Source organism: Ruegeria sp. A3M17, assembly GCF_003318255.1.
Taxonomy (GTDB): Bacteria; Pseudomonadota; Alphaproteobacteria; order Rhodobacterales; family Rhodobacteraceae; genus Ruegeria.
Map to the genome: position 1 here is coordinate 56727 of NZ_QOCF01000008.1, position 21282 is coordinate 78008.

General features: G+C 58.2%; 26 protein-coding genes. 14 read left to right on the forward strand and 12 right to left on the reverse strand.

All coding sequences use genetic code 11. The annotated features are described in order from the left end of the window. From DS906_RS05205 to DS906_RS05215, 3 genes are read right to left on the reverse strand one after another with little or no spacing between them, the layout of a single operon-like run. Positions 1–600, reverse strand: coding sequence for a hypothetical protein (locus DS906_RS05205; RefSeq protein WP_113789154.1), 600 nt, complete (start codon positions 598–600; stop codon positions 1–3). A 15-nt stretch (positions 601–615) separates the two neighbouring features. Continuing rightward, positions 616–1578, reverse strand: a complete 963-nt coding sequence (locus tag DS906_RS05210; protein WP_113789155.1) for an SIS domain-containing protein — start codon at positions 1576–1578, stop codon at positions 616–618. Beyond that, on the reverse strand, positions 1575–2189 hold the full coding sequence (locus DS906_RS05215) for a ribonuclease D (RefSeq protein ID WP_113789156.1): 615 nt from the start codon (positions 2187–2189) through the stop codon (positions 1575–1577). Before DS906_RS05215 ends, DS906_RS05210 begins: the two co-directional genes overlap by 4 nt. A 134-nt stretch (positions 2190–2323) precedes the next feature. Here DS906_RS05215 and DS906_RS05220 point away from each other — a divergent pair, with 134 nt between their 5' ends. From DS906_RS05220 to DS906_RS05255, 8 genes are all read left to right on the forward strand, one after another. After that, entirely contained in the window at positions 2324–2587 is a 264-nt protein-coding gene (locus tag DS906_RS05220; protein WP_113789157.1) for a metal-sensing transcriptional repressor, read from the forward strand. A 3-nt stretch (positions 2588–2590) separates the two neighbouring features. Then, complete coding sequence (locus DS906_RS22665) at positions 2591–3823, forward strand: MFS transporter (protein ID WP_113789158.1); 1233 nt, start codon at positions 2591–2593, stop codon at positions 3821–3823. 34 nt (positions 3824–3857) lie between these two features. After that, positions 3858–4286 (forward strand): Lrp/AsnC family transcriptional regulator, encoded by a 429-nt coding sequence (locus DS906_RS05230; RefSeq protein WP_113789159.1) that lies wholly within the window; start codon positions 3858–3860, stop codon positions 4284–4286. A gap of 73 nt (positions 4287–4359) precedes the next feature. Further along, positions 4360–5049: a lytic transglycosylase domain-containing protein gene (locus tag DS906_RS05235; RefSeq protein ID WP_369934127.1), complete on the forward strand. Its 690-nt coding sequence runs from the start codon at positions 4360–4362 to the stop codon at positions 5047–5049. Positions 5050–5058: 9 nt separating this feature from the next. Beyond that, positions 5059–7146, forward strand: coding sequence for a flagellar biosynthesis protein FlhA (flhA, locus tag DS906_RS05240; RefSeq protein WP_113789160.1), 2088 nt, complete (start codon positions 5059–5061; stop codon positions 7144–7146). Then, positions 7143–7916 carry a flagellar biosynthetic protein FliR gene (locus tag DS906_RS05245; RefSeq protein ID WP_113789161.1) on the forward strand — a complete coding sequence of 258 codons (774 nt, stop codon included), beginning with the start codon at positions 7143–7145 and terminating at the stop codon, positions 7914–7916. The genes flhA and DS906_RS05245 overlap by 4 nt, the downstream gene beginning before the upstream one ends. After that, a complete protein-coding gene (flhB, locus tag DS906_RS05250; RefSeq protein WP_113789162.1) occupies positions 7913–8998 on the forward strand; it encodes a flagellar type III secretion system protein FlhB in 1086 nt (361 codons plus the stop codon). The genes DS906_RS05245 and flhB overlap by 4 nt, the downstream gene beginning before the upstream one ends. Next, on the forward strand, positions 8998–9342 hold the full coding sequence (locus DS906_RS05255) for a hypothetical protein (RefSeq protein WP_113789163.1): 345 nt from the start codon (positions 8998–9000) through the stop codon (positions 9340–9342). The genes flhB and DS906_RS05255 overlap by 1 nt, the downstream gene beginning before the upstream one ends. A 37-nt stretch (positions 9343–9379) precedes the next feature. Here the strand turns inward: DS906_RS05255 and DS906_RS05260 are convergent, their stop codons facing one another. The 9 genes from DS906_RS05260 to DS906_RS05300 are packed head-to-tail and all read right to left on the reverse strand — an operon-like array spanning position 9380 to position 13947. Continuing rightward, complete coding sequence (locus DS906_RS05260) at positions 9380–9907, reverse strand: flagellar basal body-associated FliL family protein (RefSeq protein ID WP_113789164.1); 528 nt, start codon at positions 9905–9907, stop codon at positions 9380–9382. 10 nt (positions 9908–9917) lie between these two features. Further along, positions 9918–10649: a flagellar basal body L-ring protein FlgH gene (flgH, locus tag DS906_RS05265; protein ID WP_113789243.1), complete on the reverse strand. Its 732-nt coding sequence runs from the start codon at positions 10647–10649 to the stop codon at positions 9918–9920. After that, positions 10649–11065, reverse strand: a complete 417-nt coding sequence (gene flgA, locus DS906_RS05270; protein WP_113789165.1) for a flagellar basal body P-ring formation chaperone FlgA — start codon at positions 11063–11065, stop codon at positions 10649–10651. Before flgA ends, flgH begins: the two co-directional genes overlap by 1 nt. Continuing rightward, positions 11065–11850: a flagellar basal-body rod protein FlgG gene (gene flgG, locus DS906_RS05275; protein WP_113789166.1), complete on the reverse strand. Its 786-nt coding sequence runs from the start codon at positions 11848–11850 to the stop codon at positions 11065–11067. The genes flgA and flgG overlap by 1 nt, the downstream gene beginning before the upstream one ends. Before the next feature lie 21 nt (positions 11851–11871). Continuing rightward, the gene (locus DS906_RS05280; protein ID WP_113789167.1) at positions 11872–12582 is read right to left on the reverse strand and encodes a flagellar hook-basal body complex protein; all 711 of its coding nucleotides are present in this window, start codon (positions 12580–12582) and stop codon (positions 11872–11874) included. Beyond that, positions 12582–12854: a flagellar biosynthetic protein FliQ gene (locus DS906_RS05285; RefSeq protein WP_113789168.1), complete on the reverse strand. Its 273-nt coding sequence runs from the start codon at positions 12852–12854 to the stop codon at positions 12582–12584. The genes DS906_RS05280 and DS906_RS05285 overlap by 1 nt, the downstream gene beginning before the upstream one ends. Before the next feature lie 4 nt (positions 12855–12858). Next, the gene (fliE, locus tag DS906_RS05290; RefSeq protein ID WP_113789169.1) at positions 12859–13149 is read right to left on the reverse strand and encodes a flagellar hook-basal body complex protein FliE; all 291 of its coding nucleotides are present in this window, start codon (positions 13147–13149) and stop codon (positions 12859–12861) included. 11 nt (positions 13150–13160) lie between these two features. After that, a complete protein-coding gene (flgC, locus tag DS906_RS05295; protein ID WP_113789170.1) occupies positions 13161–13547 on the reverse strand; it encodes a flagellar basal body rod protein FlgC in 387 nt (128 codons plus the stop codon). 13 nt (positions 13548–13560) lie between these two features. Then, positions 13561–13947, reverse strand: coding sequence for a FlgB family protein (locus DS906_RS05300; RefSeq protein ID WP_113789244.1), 387 nt, complete (start codon positions 13945–13947; stop codon positions 13561–13563). A gap of 86 nt (positions 13948–14033) precedes the next feature. Between DS906_RS05300 and DS906_RS05305 the strand changes: the two genes are divergently transcribed. The 6 genes from DS906_RS05305 (at position 14034) to DS906_RS05330 (ending at position 21273) form a co-directional block, all read left to right on the forward strand. Further along, a complete protein-coding gene (locus tag DS906_RS05305; protein ID WP_113789171.1) occupies positions 14034–15368 on the forward strand; it encodes a FliI/YscN family ATPase in 1335 nt (444 codons plus the stop codon). Between the two features lie 87 nt (positions 15369–15455). Further along, a complete protein-coding gene (locus DS906_RS05310) occupies positions 15456–16292 on the forward strand; it encodes a flagellar motor protein MotB (protein WP_113789172.1) in 837 nt (278 codons plus the stop codon). Between the two features lie 98 nt (positions 16293–16390). Then, positions 16391–17686 carry a flagellar hook protein FlgE gene (locus DS906_RS05315; RefSeq protein WP_199528485.1) on the forward strand — a complete coding sequence of 432 codons (1296 nt, stop codon included), beginning with the start codon at positions 16391–16393 and terminating at the stop codon, positions 17684–17686. A 34-nt stretch (positions 17687–17720) separates the two neighbouring features. Further along, complete coding sequence (gene flgK / locus DS906_RS05320) at positions 17721–19172, forward strand: flagellar hook-associated protein FlgK (RefSeq protein WP_113789173.1); 1452 nt, start codon at positions 17721–17723, stop codon at positions 19170–19172. Positions 19173–19174: 2 nt separating this feature from the next. Then, positions 19175–20182, forward strand: coding sequence for a flagellin (locus DS906_RS05325; protein WP_113789246.1), 1008 nt, complete (start codon positions 19175–19177; stop codon positions 20180–20182). Continuing rightward, positions 20179–21273, forward strand: a complete 1095-nt coding sequence (locus DS906_RS05330; protein ID WP_113789174.1) for a flagellar basal body P-ring protein FlgI — start codon at positions 20179–20181, stop codon at positions 21271–21273. Before DS906_RS05325 ends, DS906_RS05330 begins: the two co-directional genes overlap by 4 nt. Positions 21274–21282 lie beyond the last annotated feature (9 nt).

Here is a 21282-nt window from a genome sequence, read left to right on the forward strand (position 1 = left end):
TTATCTTTCTGCTTTTTGAGGCTCATACACCAACTTCACGCCATCTGTAAAAATAATATGGACCGGTCCATCTTTTTTTTCAGTCCCAAATGTCATTCTTCCGGCGGTAAAATCACCGATAATACCGGTTCCGTTGACCTGACCGGGCGTATCGCCCTGAATTTCGTCCAGCGCGGTGTTCAACAGATCGGTCGTGACGACGATGCCGTCCGTCGTTGTTATTACCACATCCCCGACAAAGGTAGCCGTATTCTTGTCCGGACGGATCATGCCAGAGATGGAGTCCAAAGTGATCACGCCGCCATTCAACAGCCCCAAACGGCCCCGAAACTCGGCCGCTGTTGGCACTTCGCCCTCAGTACCCTGCGTTGCCCGACTTGCCTCGATCTGAACGTCTTCGCCTTTGCGGGTGGTCCCCTGATAGTTGGGCTGCGTTACAACCTGATCCGCCAAACGTTCATCGATATCCTGCTGGTTGAAGGGCACAGACACATTGGTTTCGATGCTGCGCGACAGCAGGAACACAGTCGACAGCATAGCAATGGCCACCAGTGGCAGCACCACCTTGAAGAACTGTACCCTGCGTGAGTGTCCGTCCACCGCGCTACCCTCCGCTTAGCCCAATCCGACGCGCAGGCAGTCGTGGATATGCAATAGCCCCTCGGCCGGGCCTTGTGTCCCGGGGTCGACCACGAACAGCGAAGTGATCTTGCGGTCGTTCATGATCGCCACCGCCTCTTCCGCCATTGCGTTCGGGGAAATGGTCAGCGGATTGGTGGTCATGACCTCTTTGGTGGTCTTGTCCAGAAGGCCGTCCATGTTCCGGCGCAAGTCACCGTCAGTCACGATGCCAATCAGGCGGCCCGTCTCATCCGTCACACCGACAACGCCAAAGCTTTTCTGGCTCATGACCAGCAGCGCCTCGCTCATGGGGGTGCCCTCAGACACAACTGGCAGATCGACGTGCATCAAATCCCGCACGGTTGAAAGCTGCGCCCCAAGCTTGCCGCCGGGGTGGAAGGCGCGGAAGTCCTCGGGCTTGAAATCACGGTATTTCATCAACGCAATGGCCAGCGCGTCGCCCATCGCCAACGTCAACGTGGTTGAAATCGAGGGTACCATGCCAAAACCGCAAGCTTCGCCCAGCGACGGGATCAGCAGATGCACATCCGCCTGCGTCATTAGCGTGCTTTCCGGCTTGCTGGACAAGCCGATCAAGGGAATGCCAAAGCGGCGGGTAAAGGCCAGCAGATTGACCAGTTCCGGCGCTTCGCCCGAATTGGAAATCGCCAGAACCACATCTCCCTTCGACACCATGCCCAAGTCACCGTGGCTAGCCTCGGCAGGGTGTACGAAATAGGCCGGCGTGCCGGTGCTGGCCAGCGTGGCGGCAATCTTGTGGCCGATATGACCCGATTTGCCGATACCGCTGATGATGATGCGGCCCGGTGCCTGCAGGATCATCTGCACGGCATCAGCAAAATCTTCATTCAGGCTTTCGGCCAGCACGTCCAACGCGCGGGCCTCGTCGGTGATGACCTGACGTGCGGTTCTCAGGAATGCTTCGGTATCGGTCATGAGTGCGCAAAAATATCCGTTTCGGGCCAACCGGCGAGGTCCAGTTTCGCACGCATCGGCAGGAAGTCAAAACAGGCCTGCGCCATTTCGGTGCGGCGTTCGCGGGCCAAGCGTCCGTCCAACGCCTCGCGCAGCTGATGCAGGTACAAAACGTCCGAAGCCGCATAATCCAGCTGCGCGTTGGTTAGGGTCTCAGCCCCCCAGTCGCTCATTTGCTGCTGTTTTGAGATATCGACGCCGATCAGCTCCTGACACAGGTTCTTCAGCCCGTGTCGATCCGTATAGGTGCGCACCAACCGACTGGCGATCTTGGTGCAATAAACCGGTGCGGCCAGCGCGCCAAACGCGTGGTACATCGCAGCGATGTCGAAACGTCCAAAGTGGAATAGCTTTAGCACGTCGGGGTTTTCCAGCATCGCACACAGGTTCGGGGCCTCGGTCTGTCCCTTCTCCACCTGAACGATGTGGCTGTTTCCGTCGCCGCCTGACATCTGGATCACGCACAAGCGGTCCCGATGCGGGTTCAGCCCCATAGTCTCGCAGTCAATGGCCACAACAGGGCCCATATCCAACCCGTCCGGCAGGTCGTTTTTATAAAGATGATTTGCCACGGGGCTTGTCCTTTGTCCGGTATCGTCCCCGAGATAGGAGGTTTGGTCCCTAAACTCAACGCCATCCATGACGGTGCGGCAGGGACCCGCAGGTTGCGTTGGCCATATCCCTATGGGGAGGATAGGGTTATCTCATGAAACAGCACAAACACGAGTCGCACCCGCAGATCCACGCGCGTCTGAAACGGGCACACGGGCATCTGGCCCGGGTAATATCCATGCTCGAAGATCAAGAGCCCTGCACCGACATCTCACAGCAGCTTTTTGCGGTGGAAAAGGCGATTACCAACGCCAAACGGGCCTTGATCCACGATCATATTGATCACTGCCTATCACCAAAGACCGCATCCAAAGACCCGGACGTGGAAGGTTTCAAAACCATCACAAAGTACCTCTGACCGATGCTGAGCGTCCTGAAGAACCGCGTCTATCGGCATTTACTGGCGGCTCAGGTGGTCGCGTTGATGGGAACCGGACTGGCGACGGTTGCCTTGGGGTTGCTCGCCTTTGATTTGGCCGGTGACGCGGCGGGTATGGTTCTGGGCACCGCCCTGACCATCAAGATGGTGGCCTACGTGGTTGTCGCCCCGCTCGCCGCTGCGTTTGCAGAACGGCTGGACCGGCGCAAAATGTTGGTGGTGCTAGATCTTGTGCGTGCCGCCGTTGCGCTTTGTCTGCCGTTCGTGACAGAGATCTGGCAGATCTATGTGTTGATCTTCCTGCTGCAATCGGCCTCTGCCGGTTTCACCCCTGCCTTTCAGGCAACGATCCCAGATGTTCTAACAGATGAGCAGGACTATACCAAAGCCCTGTCGCTGTCCCGGCTGGCCTATGACCTCGAAAGTCTGCTCAGTCCCGCTCTGGCTGCAGCGCTGTTGTTGATCATTAGCTTTGACAGCCTGTTCTGGGGCACAAGCTTTGGGTTCGTTGCCTCGGCAATCCTTGTCGTGTCGGTCGCCCTGCCTTCGCCCAAACCGACGAAACGGAGGGGGATTTACGACCGGACAACCCGGGGCATTCGCCTATACCTTGGTACGACACGGTTGCGCGGTTTGCTGGCGCTGACGTGGACGGCCGCGTCAATCAGCGCGATGGTCATCGTCAACACTGTCGTAATCGTGCGCGCCGATCTTGAACTGTCGGAAAGTGCTGTGGCCGTTGCATTGGCCGGATATGGGGGTGGGTCGATGCTAGCCGCCTTTGTCCTGCCGTCTCTTCTAAACAACTACGAGGATCGCAGCGTTATGCTGGCTGGTGCAGCATTCGGGACGCTTACGATGGCCATTGCAGCGGGGTTGTTCGACTCGACCCAGATGACTTTGTGGGGGCTCGCGGTGTTATGGGCGGGTGCTGGCTTTGGCTATTCAGCCACTCTGACACCGTCCGGCCGCCTGCTGACACGCACGGCCCGCCCGGAAGACCGACCAGCAGTTTTCGCCGCGCAGTTCACCCTGTCCCATGCGTGCTGGCTGGTACTGTACCCGCTGGCCGGGTGGCTGATGACCACCAAAGGAACCGAACAGACATTGATCTGGATGACTATGACGGCCCTCGCGGGGCTTGGTATTACGCTTCTGATCTGGCCACCTTCAAAACAGGCATCCACGCCGGGCGAACACACTGACAAACCTTGAGTATCCCAAGGGCTTTGCACTACACCTTGGCCCTATGGATCAGCTTGACCGCCGCATCATCTCTGCCCTGCAGCACAACGCCCGCGAATCTACGACTAAGATCGCGGCGAAACTGGGTTTGGCCCGGACCACCGTGCATGAACGCATTCAGCGGATGCAAGAACGCGGCGTGATTGCCGGGTATTCCGTGGTTCTGAGCGCCCCTGAAGACGCCCCGCGCGTTCAGGTCGTTGTCTTGCTTGAGGTTCAGCAAAAAGAGACCAAACGTATTATCAAGCGGCTGGAAACTTATCCCGAGGTCAAACTCTGCCTGTCGATCAATGGGGAATTCGACCTGCTGCTGTCCGCCGAAGCCCCCAGGATCGAGGATCTGGACATTCTGGTCGACGAATTGGCAAAGATCCCTGGAGTTTTGCGAACCAACACCAGTGTCGTGTTCGGCCGCCGGATCGATCGAAACTGAGCGGCCGATAACCCTCTGTAAACCCTGACACAGCTAGCTTGACCCGGACTGATCAGAATCCCGGACCGGCAGAATGCCATATCGAACGATCTTTGCACTGACCTTGGTGACGCTGTTGGCTGCGCCGCAGGGTTTTGCCATGCCCAACACCCGAACTGCCCGCATCTGCGACCACGCCGCCCAGCGCGCCGCCCGGTCCGAAGGTGTGCCACTGGATGTCATGCGCGCCATTGCCCGCGTTGAAACCGGCCGCACAGCTGACGGGGCACTGCAACCCTGGCCCTGGACGATCAATGTTGAAGGAAAAGGCATTTGGTTCACCTCAGAGTTCGAGGCAAAATTATATGTGTTCGACATCTTCAAAGCAGGCAAACGCAGCTTTGATATCGGGTGCTTCCAGATCAACTACCGCTGGCACGGCAAAGCGTTCCGCTCGATCGACGCCATGTTCGATCCCGATGAAAACGCCACATATGCCGCGCGGTTTCTGAAAGAGCTGTATGCCGAACTCGGTTCGTGGAACGCCGCCGCTGGGGCCTATCACTCGCGCACACCCGCTTTGGCAAACGCCTATGTGGCGCGTTTTCAAACCGTTCTGGCTCAGCTGGATCAGCAAACTCCAAACGCATTTGCGACGCGCGTTCCGTTTACCGGGGCTGCCGATCCATTAATTCCACCTCGAGCAGAACCTACCAACACTGGCGCTATGGGATCGCTGGTGCCGGTGGCCAGCGCCGCGACCGCTTTCATCCAATTTAACTAGGAGCTCTGTGTGCCCAAGATCGACGCCCGTTCGCTTTTCTCTCCGACCGTGCTGCTGGCGCTGGCGTTGATGACTGTCATCGTGATGATGATCCTGCCCATGCCCGCATGGGTGCTGGACGTCGGCCTGTCCGCCTCATTTGCTCTGGCGATCCTGATCTTCACCCTGACGCTGTTCATCGAACGCCCGCTGGATTTCTCGTCCTTTCCAACGATCCTGCTTGCCTCGTTGATGCTGCGACTTTCGCTAAACGTGTCTTCGACCAAACTGATCATCGGTCAGGGCCATACCGGCCCCAGTGCTGCCGGAGACGTGATCGAAGGCTTTGCGAATTTTGTCATGGGCGGCAGCATCTTTCTGGGCCTTGTTGTCTTTGGTGTGCTGCTGATCGTGAACTTTATGGTCATCACCAAGGGCGCGGCCCGCATGGCCGAAGTCGGCGCGCGATTTGCTCTGGACGGAATGCCTGGCAAACAGCTGGCCATCGACAGTGACATGTCCGCCGGAGCCATTGATCATCAACAAGCGAAAGAGCGCCGCGAGCGTGAACAACAGGAAACCACGTTCTTCGGTTCGCTCGACGGGGCCTCGAAATTCGTCAAGGGGGATGCGGTTGCGGGGCTGTTGATCACGCTTCTGAACCTTGTGATGGGCCTGATTATGGGCGTGATCGTGCAGGGAATGCCCATCTCTGCCGCGTTTGAGACCTATGCCATCCTAACTGTCGGCGACGGGCTGGTTTCGCAAATTCCCGCTGTGATCATCTCGATCGCCTCGGCACTATTGCTGGCGCGGGGAGGCACTCAAGGCGCAACCGACAGCGCTATTTTTTCGCAACTGGGTCGGCACCCAGCCGCTTTGGGCACGGTGGCCGCGCTGATGGTCTTGTTTGCGCTGGTGCCCGGCCTGCCCTTTCTGCCCTTCATCCTTGGCGCGGGCGTTCTGGGGTATTCCGCCTATTCGGTACACCGCAAACAGAAGGCCAAAGCAAACGCGGAACAGACGCCGACATCAGAGGATGAAACCCCGGTTTCCCAGGCCATCGGGGACATTCTGGATCTGGATGATGTTCATCTGGAGTTCGCTCCTGATCTTGTAAGCATGGTTCTTAACCCCGGCACTGGACTGGATGCCCGGATTGCCAATATGCGCACATATGTCGCCTCAGGCTTTGGACTGATCCTGCCTGACATCCGCCTGACAGACCGGGCGGAACTGCCACTGGGAACCTATGTGATCAAGGTACAGGGGGTCGAGCAGGCACGCGGTGTTCTCAACCCCGATCTGGTATTGGCGCTGGTGCAGGACGGCCATGACATGCTGCCTGAAGGCAATGATGTGACCGAACCTGTTTATGGCGCCCCGGCGCGCTGGATACTGCCAAAGGATCAAGAAGCCGCAGCGCTGAGCGGCGCGACCATCGTTTCGCCCCCTGAGATTTTGGCGACCCATCTGCTTGAGATTATCAAACAGAACTTCGCGCGGCTGCTGACTTTGAAATCCCTGCGCCGCCTGCTGTCCGAGATGACACGGCTTAGCGATCCGGTTCGGGCCGAAGCGAACCGCAAGCTGCTAGACGAGCTGATCCCGGACAAGGTGCCGATCGACACGCTGCATTCCGTGTTGCGCCTGTTGCTGGAGGAAAAAGTCTCGATCCGTAACATGGCCCTGATCCTTGAAACAGTGGCTGAGGCGCGCCTGACCACGACCCAACCCGAAGGGATTTGCGAGCTGGTCCGACAAAGATTGGGATTCCAGTTGGTTGCCGACATGAAGCGAGGGGACGGATCCATTCCACTGATCCAGCTTGCGCCTGAATGGGAAGACACGTTTGCCTCGTACCAGATCGACGCGCCCAACGCCGGATTGGATGTCGCCCTGCCGCCGAACCTGTTCAACAAACTGGCAGATGGAGTCGTCGAAACTGTCTCGCAATCCGCCGATCACGGGGTGTTCCCGGCGGTCGTGACCTCGACCCGCCGACGTCGATTGCTGCGCACGATCATGCAGGCGCGAGGGGTGTGGAATCCGGTCCTGTCCTTTGAGGAAATCGGGCTCGAGGCCAGACCCGCATTGGTCGGAACGATACCCGCATGATCGCCGTGCCTCCAGCGTTGCTGCCGGAACTGGCAGATGGTCTGTGGCACCTCTTTGCCGTCTTCCTGCGCGTGTCGGCGATGGTATCGCTATTACCCGCCTTCGGGGAACGCAGCATTCCAACCCGCGTCAAGCTGGGGATCGCCGCGGCATTTACACTGATCGTTACGCCCGCTGTTCCTGCACCCGACCTGGGCCAAGGGTTGTTGCCTTTGGTGCGGATGATTGGCACCGAAACACTTGTCGGATTGGCAATGGGCATTGGTTTGCGTTTGTTCGTGCTGGCCTTGCAAACTGCGGGGTCCATCGCGGCGCAATCGACATCGCTGTCGCAGATTCTAGGCGGGGCCGCTGTCGATCCTGTTCCGGCGATGGGCTATCTGTTGACACTCGCAGGTCTGACATTGGCGGTTCTGCTGGGCCTGCACATCCGCGTCGCGCAGTTCTTGATCCACAGTTACACGCTGTTTCCGATGGGCGTTGTTCCGCTGGCACCGGATCTGTCGCAGTGGGGCGTGAAACACATCGCGCGCAGTTTTGGTCTGGCGTTCAGCCTGGCTATGCCCTTTGTCATCGCGTCGCTGATCTATAACCTTGCGCTAGGGGTCATAAACCGGGCGATGCCTCAGTTGATGGTGGCCTTTGTCGGCGCCCCTGCGATCACCTTCGCGGGTTTGTTTCTGCTGTTTGCGGGCACCCCTTTGATCTTGTCGGTGTGGTCCGATGCCCTGTTCGCCTTCATTGTGAACCCGCTTGAGGCCACCAGATGAGCGGTCAGGACGACGACAGTGACAAGTCCTTTGAGGCGACACCGCAAAAGCTGCAGAAGGCGCGCAAAAAAGGGGAAATCGCCAAGTCCAACGATCTGAACGTCGTGGCGGCCTATGTCGGTTTGCTGATTGCCATGCTTGCAGCGGGGCAATTCGCTGTGGACCGTATGGGCACATTGTTCATCGTGTTGATTGATCAGGCAGATGATTTTGGCCAACTGCTGACAACAGGTTCGGCTTCCAGCCCCGTGGGGGGGATGCTGCAGACGGCTGCTTGGTCTGTTTCGATCCTGTTTGGCCTGCCTGCTGCCGCCGTCCTGCTCAGCCTGATTTCGCAACGTGCGCTTGTTTTTGCGCCCACCAAGCTGAAACCCAAGCTGTCGCGCATTTCGATACCGTCCAATGCGAAGAACAAATTCGGACGCAGCGGCTTGTTCGAATTTGCCAAGAGCTTTGCAAAACTGGTGATCTATTGCACATGCCTGGCTCTTTTTCTGCGCGCCAATCTCAGCGAGATTCTGTCCGCAAGCGCGACTCAAGCTCAGTCTTCAGTGATGTTTATGATGAATCTGCTGTTTCGGTTCATGTTCATCGTCATTGCGGTGGCTCTGGCCATCGGGGTGATCGATTACATCTGGCAATACGCCGAGCACATGCGCAAGAACCGGATGTCGCGCAAGGAAATCCAGGATGAGACCAAAGATGCCGAAGGCGACCCGCATGTAAAACAGCAGCGCCGCCAGCGCGCCCAGGACATCGCGACCAATCAGATGATGACCGAAGTACCAAAAGCTGATGTCGTGATCGTCAATCCGACCCATTTTGCCGTCGCGCTGAAATGGTCCCGGACCGCCGGATCAGCGCCCGTCTGCGTGGCCAAAGGCGTAGATTCAGTCGCTGCCGCCATCCGCGAGGCCGCCAGGCAGGCCGGCGTCCCAATCCACCCGGATCCACCAACGGCTCGTGCGTTGCATGTCACTGTTGAGATCGGGCAGCAGATCTCGGAAGAACATTACCGCCCCGTTGCCGCTGCGATCCGGTTTGCCGAGGCGATGCGCAAACGGGTGAAGGGGCAAATCTGATGAAACGCAAACAGCTGCAAGATCTGGCCAAAGTGACCGAAGCCTCGTTTCAGCGAGAGTACCAATCCCTGCGCCCGGTGCTGGAGGCCGAGGCACAGGTACAACAACAATTGGCCCGACTTGACGCCCAAGTCCAACAAACCCGGCAAAAGACAGCGTCTGCAGAAGGGTATCGTGTTACCGGAACGGATGTTCTCTGGAACGGGTGGGAATCGGCGACACGCAGGCAGCTCAACATGCAACTTGCGCGGTTACGAGCACAAAAGCTGACAGCCCTTGTTAATCTGCGCGTTGCGTTCGGGCGCAAGCAGGCGGTTTCCAATTTATACAAGAAACACCGGTAAGGACCCGCCCGTGATCCAACCAGGGCCCGCCGACCCGTCAACTATCCTGACGGTTCACACTCATGATCAGAACCTTTGAGACATCGTCACCCAAATCTTTGCGCGCCTCATCCAGCAGTGCCTCGCGCAAGACGGCCAAATTGTCCGACCGGGTGAAGTTCCCTTCAAAACCACCGGTATTGGCGTGGTCGAACAGCACCTGCAAAAAGCGATCACGCAGCTTGGGTTCCGAGGCATAGAACGGCTCGGCCATTCCAGGTGTTACCTCAAGGCTTAGCGACATGGTGACAAGTGCTGCAATCCGATCCGATTCCACGATCGGAACCACGAATTGCTTGGTCAGCTTCAGATACTCATAAGAACCCGAACTTTCCTTTTTATGCGATTTGCCGGATTTTTTTGCCGTGGCTTTCGGGTCTTTCTTCTTAGTCTTTTCTTGTTTTGACTCGGCGTTCATATCTTTGGCAACTTCTGCCTTATTGTCCGAAGGGGCCAGAAACATGCCTGCCGCGATGCCGCTACCCAAGCCCGCGAAAAGAAGGACGACCGGGATCAGTTTTTTCATCACTCTCTCCTCAGAATGGCAAAATTGAATCCAGGATTTGCTGCCCGTAACGGGGCTGCTGAACGTCAGTGATCTGACCACGACCACCGTAGGACACACGCGCAGACGCAATTTTGTCATAGGTAATCTCATTCTGACGTGAGATATCCTGTGGACGCACATATCCGGCGACCAAAAGCTCACGCAGTTCAAAGTTGACGCGCAATTCCTGCGACCCCGAGATCGAAAGCACCCCGTTTGGCAAAACATCAATCACGGTTGCGGCCACCCGCAGGGTCAGCTTTTCCTTGCGCTTTACTGATCCTTTGCCTTTGCTGGTCGACGAGGAATCGATCGAAACGGCTTCGTCCAGGGATGCGCCGTTTGGCAGGTGCTCGGCCGCGCGTTGCGGCAAACCAAACAGCCCCGGCACCTCAAGACTTTCCGAGCCGGTACGGGATCGGTTCGTGTCATTCGATATCTCGGCCTTTTCGTCCAGCTTGATCACGACCGTCATGATGTCCCCTTTCTTGATTGCGCGCTGATCTCCCAGCAGGGACTGCTGGCCACCGCTCCAAAGCGAGGATTTGTCAACGTTGCGCGCTGGCTGCGTATGTAAGGGCAAGCCCGGCCAAAGCATCGCCACATGTTCCGGCGACTCATCATTGGACGTAAAGCTTGGCGGTTTGCCAAGGTGATCCACGCGGCCACAGGCCGACACGGTGAGAACGGCAACCAACAGAGTTTTAGAAAGTGCAGACATCATTTTACCTCAATCTGGCCATTCGACCGGATACGTCCGGTGACGGTTGTGCGTGACGACAGGTTCATGACCCGGATTCGATCCCCGACCGCGCCGCGACCCAATGCGCGACCTTCGGCGGTGATGGACAGGGGGCGGCGGTCAAAAACAAGAACGACAAGATCGTTTCGATCCACAATTGCCGGCGGACCAAAATCACCCTCACGAATAGGACGCCCGGGGTACAGAGCAACGCGCGCCTCTTGCCCGACCAGAAAGTCCACATTACTCACCGCATTTGGAACCATCTGATCCTTGGTTTCCAGGTCAGTGGCTGAAATGATTTCCTTGGCCCGGATGGTGCGTTTCGACACCACGATTTCAGCCATTGCCGGGATCGGAGCCGTCAAGGCCAGAACAAAGCTCAGAACCCGCATCACCGCACCTGCGTCGTTGCGCCCATCATCTGATCGACGGCGGATATGACCTTGGCATTCATTTCATATCCCCGCTGAGCCTCGATCAGTTCGGTAACCTCGCGCACCGCATCGACCGAGCTGTCCTCAAGATAACCCTGCCGCAGCGTGCCCATCCCGTCCTCTCCGGGTGCGCCAACCACGGGCGCGCCCGAGGCTTCGGTTTCCTTGAACAGGTTGCTGCCGATCGCCTCGAGTCCCTTGGCGTTGGAAAAGCTGGCCAGAGTAAACTCTCCCAGCAATTGCCCCTCTGGCGCGTCGTCGAAATAGGCATAAACCTCGCCCGCGGGGTTGATCGAGATCGACCGTGCATCGTCAGGAATGGTGATTTCGGGTGCGACGGCAAACCCGTCCGAGGTTACGATCAACCCCTCTGCGGATCGTTTCAGGCTCCCATCGCGGGTATAGCCGGACTGGCCATTGGGCAGGGTCACTTCCAGGTAACCACGCCCTTCGATTGCAACATCCAGATCGCTTCCGGTGGCTGACAGCGCGCCCTGCGACAGCTGCGCGGTCACCGCCGCCGGGCGGACACCCAAGCCTAATTGGATACCAGTAGGAAGCACTGTTCCGTCATTCGCATTGACCGCACCCGCCCGCGCCATCTGCTGATAGTGCAGATCGGCGAACTCAGCCCGCCGCGCGTTGTACCCCGTGGTGTTCATGTTCGCGAGGTTGTTCGAGATCGTCTCGACCCGCATTTGCTGCGCCGTCATGCCTGTTGCCGCAATTTTCAATGCTCGCATGTCAAATTCTCCTTGTTCAAATCAGCGCATCAGCGCCTTGAGCGCGCCGCGCACCCGTTCGTCTTCAGCCTCCAGAAAGCTCTGACCCAATTCATAGGCGCGCTGAATTTCGACCATGCGCGAGACCTGCGCGATGGCATTCACATTCGATCCTTCGAGAAAACGGTGAATGACCAAGGGTTCTTCGACTGTTTCAATGTCACCCTCGGCCCGGAACTGCGTGCTGCCTTCACGCATCAGCGAGTTGGGATCGGAAACGCGGTAAACCCCGATCTGGCCCAGCAATTGCCCGTCGACACTCAGCGTGCCGTCGCTGCCGACATCAATGGATGCCGCGTCCGGCGGGATAAAAACGGGCGCGCCATTGCTGTCCAGCACGCGGTGCCCATCCATGGTCACCAGATCCCCGTCCGCACTGGACGAGAAAGCACCTGCCCGGGTCAGCCGATTGCCCGCCGGGGTTTCGACCATAAAGAACCCATCCCCTTCGATGGCAAAATCGAACTGCCCTCCGGTTTCGGTCAGCACGCCTTGCTGCAGCGAAGTATTGCGCACTTCAGCACGGCTCATGGACAGGGACGGGTTTCCGGGCATGTCGCGGACGAATTCCGAGAACACCAAACCTTGCGCGCGGTAGCCAGTGGTGTTGGCATTGGCGATGTTGTTCGCCACCAGCCGCATTTCGTTCATCAGACCCGATTGCCGGGACAGGGTGACATAGGCGGTATCCATCAGCGACCTCCTGCGATTAATGGGATAAGTGTCCCGGTGAAAAACGTGACCAGCGTCTGGGCCATGAATCCCATGGAAATCCAGAACACGATGACGATGGCGATCAGTTTGGGCACGAAGGTCAGCGTCATCTCCTGCACCGAGGTCAGCGCCTGGAACAGGCCAACGATCAGGCCCGAAACCAGCGCCACCGCCAGGATCGGAACCGAGGTGATGACCGCGACCCACAGCGCCTGACGCACGATGTCATAGAACAGGCCTTCGCTGAGCATTGCGTCAGACCGGCATCCGCAGGATTTCCTGATAGGCCTCGACCACCTTGTTGCGCACGATCACAGCTGTTTCCACAGCCAGTTCTGTCTGCGCCAGCGCCTGAACCAAGGCATGCGGATCGGCTTGTCCTGTCATCGCAGCCTGTGACATCTGCTCGGACTGTTTCAGCGTCGCGGCAAAGTCCTGAAACCCTGCCCGCAGCCCCTGGGCCATTCCGGCATGGTCTGGATCAGCTTGCGTCGCCGGGCGCGCGCCCGCGTAACTCTGGGCCGCATTTATTGCTCGGATATCCATTCTGGTGTCCTTTATTTTCTAAGAAGGTCCATCAGGCTCGACGACATCTGACGTGTCTGATCGAACATCTTGAGGTTGGCTTCGTAACTGCGTTGCGCCTCGCGGGCGTCGGCAATCTCGATCATCAAATCGACGTTCGAGCCGCGAAAATGGCCTGTGTCATCGGCCATCGGATGGCTTGGGTCATAGATGCGCGACAGCGCGCGGCGGTCCAGCTTGATCCGCCCTGCCTGCACCTTTTCGTTGCCGTCTTTGTTCACAGCCTCAAACGGGACTGTCTTGCGACGATAACCCGGTGTGTCCGCGTTCGAGATGTTTTCGGACACATGGCGCAAACGCGCGGCCTGCGCGCGCAAGGCGCTGGCAGAGGCGGTCAGAGAATGGGAAAAGTCACTCATCCTACGGCCCCCCTTATGCCCGGCCGACGCTGCTGCGCAGAATGTTCATTGAAGATTTGTAGATCGCCAGGGCGCGGTCATGCTGACGCTTGACCTCAACGCCCTTTAGCATCTCTTCCTCGACGGAAACGCCATTGCCGTTTGGGTCACCCGAAGGGGTGGCTTCAATCTCAGCCCAGGGTTTTGGGCCCCCAATACCATTGAGGTGACCCACCCGTGTAGCAGTCATGGCGACCTCACGACCCGAGCTTTCGAATGTTTTTTGAAAGGACTCGATATCGCGAGGCTGGTAGCCCGGCGTATCCGCGTTGGCTATGTTGCGCGCAATGACGGATTGCCGTTGCCCGGCATGGGTTGCCATTGCGTACGCAGTCTTAAAGACGTTCAGGTCAGAGAACATCGGGGCTTCTCCCTCGATCAATTTCAATCAAGGCTTAACCCCGATTCCTTTAAAAACCGTTTTCAGAAACCGTTGGAGAACCCACGATGTCCGATCTCGACCCAATGCTATTGAAATGTGAATTCGACCGCCTGACCGCCACACGCCATATGGGGCATGTGGCCAGCGTAGCGCGCGGGGTCATAGAGGTTGAAGGCCTCGCAGCGCATGCGCGGATCGGGGATCATGTGACCTTACGCCGACGCAATGGGCCGGATCTGGCAGGCGAGATATTGCATGTCGAATCGGATCTGCTTCACATGCTGCCCGCCGCCGCACCGGACGGGGTCTGCCTTGGTGACAGAGTGATTCTGAACCAAACACCAGCCTTTGCGCCGGGAATGCACTGGTTGGGACGGGTGGTCGACCCGTTTGGCAATCCATTGGACGGAAAACCGCTACTGTCTGGAGTTCAGGAGCAGGACATAATGCAAGCCCCGCCACCTGCGGTCGATCGCAAACCTTTGGGCCAACGGATGGAGACTGGTCTTGCGATGCTGAACACTATGCTGCCCATCGTTCAGGGTCAGCGCATTGGACTGTTCGCCGGCTCTGGCGTGGGAAAGTCCACGCTGCTTGCAACGCTGGCGCGGTCGATGCAGGCGGATGTGGTTGTCGTCGCGATGGTCGGTGAGCGTGGGCGCGAAGTGAACGAGTTTGTCGAACACGCGTTGGGTGCCGAAGGGATGAAGCGGTCGGTCGTGGTGGCCGCAACGTCTGATCAATCCGCCCTTGCGCGCCGCCGTTGTGCCTGGTCCGCGATGTCGGTGGCGGAATACCTGCGCGACCGGGGCCTGAATGTCCTGTTCCTGGCCGATTCCGTCACCCGTTTTGCCGAAGCGCATCGCGAGATTGCCGTTACTACAGGCGAACAACCGTCGCTGCGCGGGTTTCCACCTTCGGTGACCCCATTGATTGCAGGGCTTTGCGAGCGCGCGGGTCCAGGCACCGGCGAGCAGGGCGACATCACGGCCGTGTTCAGTGTTTTGGTCGCAGGATCGGACATGGATGAACCCATAACCGATATCCTGCGCGGTGTTCTGGACGGCCATATCGTCCTGAGCCGCGAGATTTCCGAGCGTGGCCGGTTTCCGGCGATCGACCTCAGCCGCTCTGTCTCACGCAGCCTTCCCGGTGCGGCCACTGAAGAAGAAAACCAGTTGATCTCGCAAGCCCGCCGACTGGTTGGCAGCTATGAACAGTCCGAGGTGATGATCAAAGCCGGGCTCTATTCCGAGGGCGCCGATCCGCTGTTGGATCAGGCCGTGCGCGTGCATGATGAACTGGACGCCTTTTTCGCCAAGCCCGAAGCAGATGGAATCAAAAACAGCTTTGACCGCCTGCAACTGATCCTGCGCCGCGCCGGAGCCGCCTTGGTGTAGCAGCGATATCGCGACAGTTTTAAACGTTAAGCCCGCCTTAAGACCTGCGCTGCTACCCCGGTAGCGGGTGATAAAAAGGTAGTGGAGATGGGTGCGCAATCCAATGCGGCGCCAATCATCATCAAGAAGAAACGTGTGTCCGGTGGCGAAGGTCACCACGGTGGCGCGTGGAAAGTTGCGTATGCCGACTTTGTCACGGCCATGATGGCGTTCTTCATGTTGATGTGGCTGCTGAATGCAACGACGGAAAAACAACGCAAAGGGCTGGCGGACTATTTCTCGCCAACGATTCCCGTGAATCCGGTGTCTGGCGGCGGTGACGGCGCCTTTGGCGGCAATAACATGTTCTCGGAAAAATCCATGGTGATGGATGGTTCGGGCGCCAGCCAGAAAAGCCCGACGGTCGCCCGGCAGGCACGCGGATCGGCTGGCGTGAACGCAGACGGCGGCAAAGAGACCACCGAGGATTTTTCGACACTCGAAGCCGAGCTTCTGGGACGCATGGGCGAAAGTCTGGTTTCGGACAAGGTCCGGAAGCATATCGTCACGCGCGTCACTGACGAAGGCCTGGTTGTCGAGCTGTTCGATACAGAGGATCAACCGCTGTTCGAATCGGGAACCGACAAGCCCACTGCCATGATGCGCGCGCTCGCCTTGCTGGTGGCGCGATCTTCGGACCTGGTGCAGAACTCCATTGCTGTCGAAGGACATGTGCGTGCCTCGCCGGTCGTTCTGGCGCAAAACCCGGCCTGGGATTTGTCGACGACTCGCGCTCAGACCGTGCGCCAGATGTTGCAGGGCAAGGGTCTGGCCGCCGAAAGGCTGGATCGGGTCACGGGCCACGCGGACCGCGAACTGACGACCAAAAACCCGATGGCAGTTCGCAACAACCGGATCGAGATCATTTTTCTGCGCACGCACTAGACCCCAAAGGATAGAACGCATTTTACCTGTTAGCGTGCTGTTAAGGGCCAGTACGTTAGCTGTTGCATCACGTTTTGACGCAACAGAAGGGCGTGCCAATGACAATTTCCTCTTCGCTGAATGCCGGTGTGGCCGCTTTGAAGGCCAACGCGAACCGTCTGGCGACCATCTCTGACAACATCGCCAATTCGTCCACCTTTGGCTACAAGCGGGTCGAGACCGACTTTCACTCGATGGTCACGTCCGGTCAGGGGGGAAGCTATTCGGCAGGCGGTGTCAGAACCACAAGTCAGCGCATGATCGACCAGCGCGGATCGCTGGTGACGACAAATAATTCAACCGATTTGGCGGTGCGCGGCCGTGGCCTGCTGCCCGTGCGGCCCAGCTCTCAGGTTGCATCCAACTCGAACGAGATGTTGCTAACCACAACCGGTTCGTTCCGCACCAATGAGCAGGGCCATTTAGTCACGCAATCCGGACTTGTTTTGTTGGGTTGGCCCGCCGATCCGGACGGATCGATCCCCAATGTGCCAAGGGATACGCCAGCTGCGCTGGAACCCGTCAAACTCAGCGTCAATCAATTGACCGGCTCGCCGACCACAAGCATGAACCTTCGAATGAACCTTCCGGCCACGGCGACAGATGCGGGCGCGCCGGGTGATGCACAGCCTTTGTCGGTCGAGTATTTTGATAATCTCGGAAAATCAGAGTCCGTAAACATTGAACTGGTCCCGACCGTGCCCGGAACAGGTTCCAGCAATGAATGGACCATGACGTTGCGCGATACCGCATCGGGCGGTGCGGTGATCGGTGAGTACCGCCTGACCTTTACCGACAGCCGAACCGCGGGCGGGACACTAGCCAGCGTCACGGCCATTTCGGGCGGCGCTTACGATCCGGCAAATGGCAGTTTTGTGGTGAACGTGGATGGCGGACCGATGGAGATCAATATCGGTCAGATCGGCGACAAAAATGGGATTACGCAGCTGTCTGATACGTTTGCCCCGGTGTCGATCACACGCGACGGTGCCCCGGTTGCAACGATGACCGGTGTAAAGGTGGATGAAAACGGATATGTCTACGCGCAATACGACAGCGGTGTCAGCCGGCGCGTGTACCAGATACCGCTTGTCGATGTTCCCAATCCTAATGGGTTAACGGCGCTGGACAACCAAACTTACGCCCCGTCCCGCGATAGTGGAACGTTCTTCCTGTGGAACGCGGGCGATGGGCCGACCGGCGATCTGGTATCCTTTGCGCGTGAGGAATCCACGACCGATGTCGCAACTGAACTGACCTCGATGATCCAGACGCAACGGGCTTTTTCTTCTAGCGCCAAGGTTATCCAGACAGTCGACGAGATGCTTCAGGAAACGACAAACATCAAACGTTGATGCAGGGCTTTGAGCTAGAGAAAGGACCTGTCCGATGAACATGACGACAGCATTGAACAATGCGTTGGGCGGTCTGACCGCCGCAAGCCGCGGGGCCGCGGTTGTCTCGGGCAATATCGCCAATGCCCTGACACCGGGTTATGCACGTCGCTCGCTGGAATTGGCAACAAGTCCGATCTCAGGCAATGGCGTGCGCACCGTCGGTGTGACGCGCCATCAGGACCCGGCCCTGATCGCCAACCGGCGCGATTCCGACGCAAATCTTGCCGGTACAAGCGCAATCTCAGAGTTCTACACGCGTTTTGAAAAGGCCGTGGGTTCGGTTGATGACCCCAAATCCTTCGCGTCTCGGTTGACTGATTTTGAGAACAGCATGACAACGGCCGCCAGCCTGCCCGATTCCAAAGTGCGGCTGGATCAGGCGGCCCGCGCTGCCCGGGATTTGGCGGACAGCCTTAACGCGGCATCCGAGGGTTTGCGTCGGGCGCGGTCGGACGCAGACCGGACCATCGGCATGCAGGTTAACCGCCTGAACCAGTCCTTGCAGGATATCGAAAACCTGAACAACAAGATCCCCAGCATCAAGAATTCTGGCGGCGATATCAACGCTCTGCTGGATCAGCGCCAGGTATTGATTGATCAAGTGAACGAGCTGATGTCGGTCAATGTCGTAGCGCGGGATAACAACCGTGTGTCGTTATATTCAGACGGCGGCCTGATCCTTTTAGAGGGGCAGGCAGCAGAATTCAGTTTTACGACTACCGGCGAAACCAAGCCGCACATGACAATTGCCAACAGCCTGCTGTCCGGGCTTGAAATGAACGGGCAGCCTGTGCGCACCGGCGGCAATAGTGCGCAGCTTAGGGGCGGGGCGCTGGCGGCTCAGTTCGAAATTCGTGATGAACTGGCGGTTGAGGCTCAAGTACACTTGGACACCGCCGCCCAAGACCTGATCGAACGGTTCGAGACCGCCGGTCTTGATCCGACCGTCGCGGCAACTGATCCCGGCGTGTTCACCGATGATGGCAATCGCTACGACGCGACTGCGGCAATCGGATTGGCTTCGCGCATACGCTTGAACGTGGCGGTGGACCCCGATGCTGGTGGTGACAGCTGGAAGTTGCGGACGGGCCTCGGCGCCGCCATTCCGGGAAATCCGGGCGATGCAACGCAGCTGAGAGCCTTTGGCGCGATCCTGAACGATGCCCGCCCCGTTGCCGGGGGCCTCTATGGCACCGGCAACATGCGTGCCGCGGAGATTACCGAAGCGCTGCTGTCTAAAGCCGGAGCAAATGCCCATGCCGCCGAGGGACGCATGACATTCGCCAAGCACTCGCAGCTGGAAATGGCCAAGATCGAAGCCGAACGCGGCGTGGATACTGACGCCGAACTGCAAAATCTGATGCAGATCGAAAAGACATATGCCGCGAATGCGCGGCTCATCTCGACCGTGGATGAGATGATGGACACTCTGCTGAGGTTATGACGATGAATTTGACATCCATAGGTGATTTGGCGCGCGGATTGACGCTGAGAACCAGGTCGACCGAAATCAAAAACCAGATTGAAACACTGTCCTACGAATTGTCATCCGGACGGGTTCAGGACCTGTCCGGCCATCTGGACGGCGATTATTCTCACCTGCTGGATCTGGATCGCAGCCTGTCCAGACTGGAGGCGTTCAAAGTATCGACCGCCGAAGCCGGGTTGTTCACGGATGCGATGCAGCTGAGCCTGAACACAGTTGCCGGCGCTGTTGAGGGGATTACCGCCTCACTTCTGTCCTTTGGCACCTCAAATCAGGCGGTGACCCATGAAAACGCATCCGCTCAGGCCAAAAACGAACTGGACGCGATCGTATCCGCTTTGAACACGCGTGCCGGGGGGCGCAGCCTTTACTCGGGCACCGCAACGGATGTCTCTCCGCTTCCGTCCGCTGACACGCTGATCACCGCGCTAGAGGTCGAGTTGACGGGAGCAGCCACTGTCGCGGACATCCGGCAGAGGGCAGAGGATTGGTTCAACGATCCTACCGGGTTCGATGCGGTAATTTATCAGGGATCCGGCACAAAACTGGCCCCCATGCAGATATCCGAGAATGAAAGCGTTTCAATTCCTGTGACAGCGACCGACCCAGCCATCAAAGCCGCACTTCGCGACGTCGCAGTCGCAGCCGTGGTCGCGGACAGCGGTCTGAATGTCCCGATGCAACAAAGAACGGCCTTGTTCAAACAATTGGGCGTCGATCTGGTCAACGCCAAGGATCAATTGGTGGGGCTGCGCGCCGATGTCGGCGCGACCGAAGCCCGAATCGAACAGGCGCAAACGCGAAATAATGCGGCGCGGACTAGCCTGCAAAGCAGTCGAAGCACGTTGATCGCCGCGGATCCTTATGAAACCGCCACTCAGTTGCAAACCGTACAGTTCCAACTGGAAAGCCTGTATTCGGTCACCGTTCGCAATGCGAACCTGTCGCTGGTGCATTTCCTGAGATGAGAGTTCTTGTTTTTCTTCTGATGTTGCTTCCTGGCCTGACCTCTGCCGGCGCAATCCGACTGAAAGATCTGGTGGATTTCGACGGGGTTCGCGGAAACGATCTGGTCGGCTATGGTCTGGTTGTGGGGCTGAATGGAACCGGTGACGGGCTCAGGAATTCGCCCTTTACCGAAGAGATCATGTCCAACATTCTCGAAAGGTTGGGCGTCAACGTCAACGGCGAGGATTTCCGCCCCAAAAACGTGGCCGCCGTTCTGGTGACATCAAGCCTACCGCCCTTTTCGCGCGTTGGAGGGCAGATCGACGTGACGGTCTCTGCCATCGGGGATTCCAAAAGTCTGCTGGGCGGTACGCTGATCATGACGCCATTGAACGCCGCCGACGGGCAAATATACGCAGTTGCGCAAGGCACCGTTTTGGCAGGCGGCGTGTCGGCTGAGGGAGAGGCCGCCTCGGTGGTGCAGGGCGTTCCTACATCTGGTGTGATCCCGTCCGGGGCAAGGGTGGAGAGAGAGATAGACTTTGAACTTTCGGCGCTTACCCAGATGCGCCTTGCTTTGCGAGAGCCTGACTTTACTACGGCAGGCAGGATCGAGCTTGCCATTAATACCGAGTTCAACAGCGCAGTGGCCATCATGCGCGATTCCGGGACGGTGGAGCTGAACATAGCGGCAACGCAGGCAATTTCGACCGCCCACGCGCTTGGGCGGATCGAGAACATTCTGGTCCAACCCGAAACCAAGGCCCGCGTCGTGGTCGATCAGCGTTCGGGCACGATTGTGATGGGGCAGGAAGTGCGGATATCCCGCGTGGCGGTCTCGCAGGGCAATCTTACGCTGACGGTCGAAGAGGCGCCGATTGCGGTTCAACCCAACCCGTTCGCACGCGGCGAGACCGTTGTGGTGCCCAGAACAATCGCGGGAATAGAAGAAGAGGAAGGCACCGGGCTGGCTGAAATACCCGAAGCGGCAACCCTGTCCGAAGTCGTCGCAGGTCTGAACGCGCTTGGGGTGTCGCCCCGGGACATGATCGACATTCTGAAGACGATCAAAGCCGCCGGAGCGTTGCACGCCGAATTTATTGTACGCTGAGGAACTCCG

Bases quoted from the DNA above. Each gene is read 5' to 3' on its own strand.
- DS906_RS05210 (WP_113789155.1), bottom strand. From the start codon at position 1,578: ATGACCGATACCGAAGCATTCCTGAGAACCGCACGTCAGGTCATCACC.
- DS906_RS05220 (WP_113789157.1), top strand. From the start codon at position 2,324: ATGAAACAGCACAAACACGAGTCGCACCCGCAGATCCACGCGCGTCTG.
- DS906_RS22665 (WP_113789158.1), top strand. From the start codon at position 2,591: ATGCTGAGCGTCCTGAAGAACCGCGTCTATCGGCATTTACTGGCGGCT.
- DS906_RS05230 (WP_113789159.1), top strand. From the start codon at position 3,858: ATGGATCAGCTTGACCGCCGCATCATCTCTGCCCTGCAGCACAACGCC.
- DS906_RS05235 (WP_369934127.1), top strand. From the start codon at position 4,360: ATGCCATATCGAACGATCTTTGCACTGACCTTGGTGACGCTGTTGGCT.
- DS906_RS05245 (WP_113789161.1), top strand. From the start codon at position 7,143: ATGATCGCCGTGCCTCCAGCGTTGCTGCCGGAACTGGCAGATGGTCTG.
- flhB (WP_113789162.1), top strand. From the start codon at position 7,913: ATGAGCGGTCAGGACGACGACAGTGACAAGTCCTTTGAGGCGACACCG.
- DS906_RS05255 (WP_113789163.1), top strand. From the start codon at position 8,998: ATGAAACGCAAACAGCTGCAAGATCTGGCCAAAGTGACCGAAGCCTCG.
- DS906_RS05260 (WP_113789164.1), bottom strand. From the start codon at position 9,907: ATGAAAAAACTGATCCCGGTCGTCCTTCTTTTCGCGGGCTTGGGTAGC.
- flgH (WP_113789243.1), bottom strand. From the start codon at position 10,649: ATGTCTGCACTTTCTAAAACTCTGTTGGTTGCCGTTCTCACCGTGTCG.
- flgA (WP_113789165.1), bottom strand. From the start codon at position 11,065: ATGCGGGTTCTGAGCTTTGTTCTGGCCTTGACGGCTCCGATCCCGGCA.
- flgG (WP_113789166.1), bottom strand. From the start codon at position 11,850: ATGCGAGCATTGAAAATTGCGGCAACAGGCATGACGGCGCAGCAAATG.
- DS906_RS05280 (WP_113789167.1), bottom strand. From the start codon at position 12,582: ATGGATACCGCCTATGTCACCCTGTCCCGGCAATCGGGTCTGATGAAC.
- DS906_RS05285 (WP_113789168.1), bottom strand. From the start codon at position 12,854: ATGCTCAGCGAAGGCCTGTTCTATGACATCGTGCGTCAGGCGCTGTGG.
- fliE (WP_113789169.1), bottom strand. From the start codon at position 13,149: ATGGATATCCGAGCAATAAATGCGGCCCAGAGTTACGCGGGCGCGCGC.
- flgC (WP_113789170.1), bottom strand. From the start codon at position 13,547: ATGAGTGACTTTTCCCATTCTCTGACCGCCTCTGCCAGCGCCTTGCGC.
- DS906_RS05300 (WP_113789244.1), bottom strand. From the start codon at position 13,947: ATGTTCTCTGACCTGAACGTCTTTAAGACTGCGTACGCAATGGCAACC.
- DS906_RS05305 (WP_113789171.1), top strand. From the start codon at position 14,034: ATGTCCGATCTCGACCCAATGCTATTGAAATGTGAATTCGACCGCCTG.
- DS906_RS05310 (WP_113789172.1), top strand. From the start codon at position 15,456: ATGGGTGCGCAATCCAATGCGGCGCCAATCATCATCAAGAAGAAACGT.
- DS906_RS05315 (WP_199528485.1), top strand. From the start codon at position 16,391: ATGACAATTTCCTCTTCGCTGAATGCCGGTGTGGCCGCTTTGAAGGCC.
- flgK (WP_113789173.1), top strand. From the start codon at position 17,721: ATGAACATGACGACAGCATTGAACAATGCGTTGGGCGGTCTGACCGCC.
- DS906_RS05325 (WP_113789246.1), top strand. From the start codon at position 19,175: ATGAATTTGACATCCATAGGTGATTTGGCGCGCGGATTGACGCTGAGA.
- DS906_RS05330 (WP_113789174.1), top strand. From the start codon at position 20,179: ATGAGAGTTCTTGTTTTTCTTCTGATGTTGCTTCCTGGCCTGACCTCT.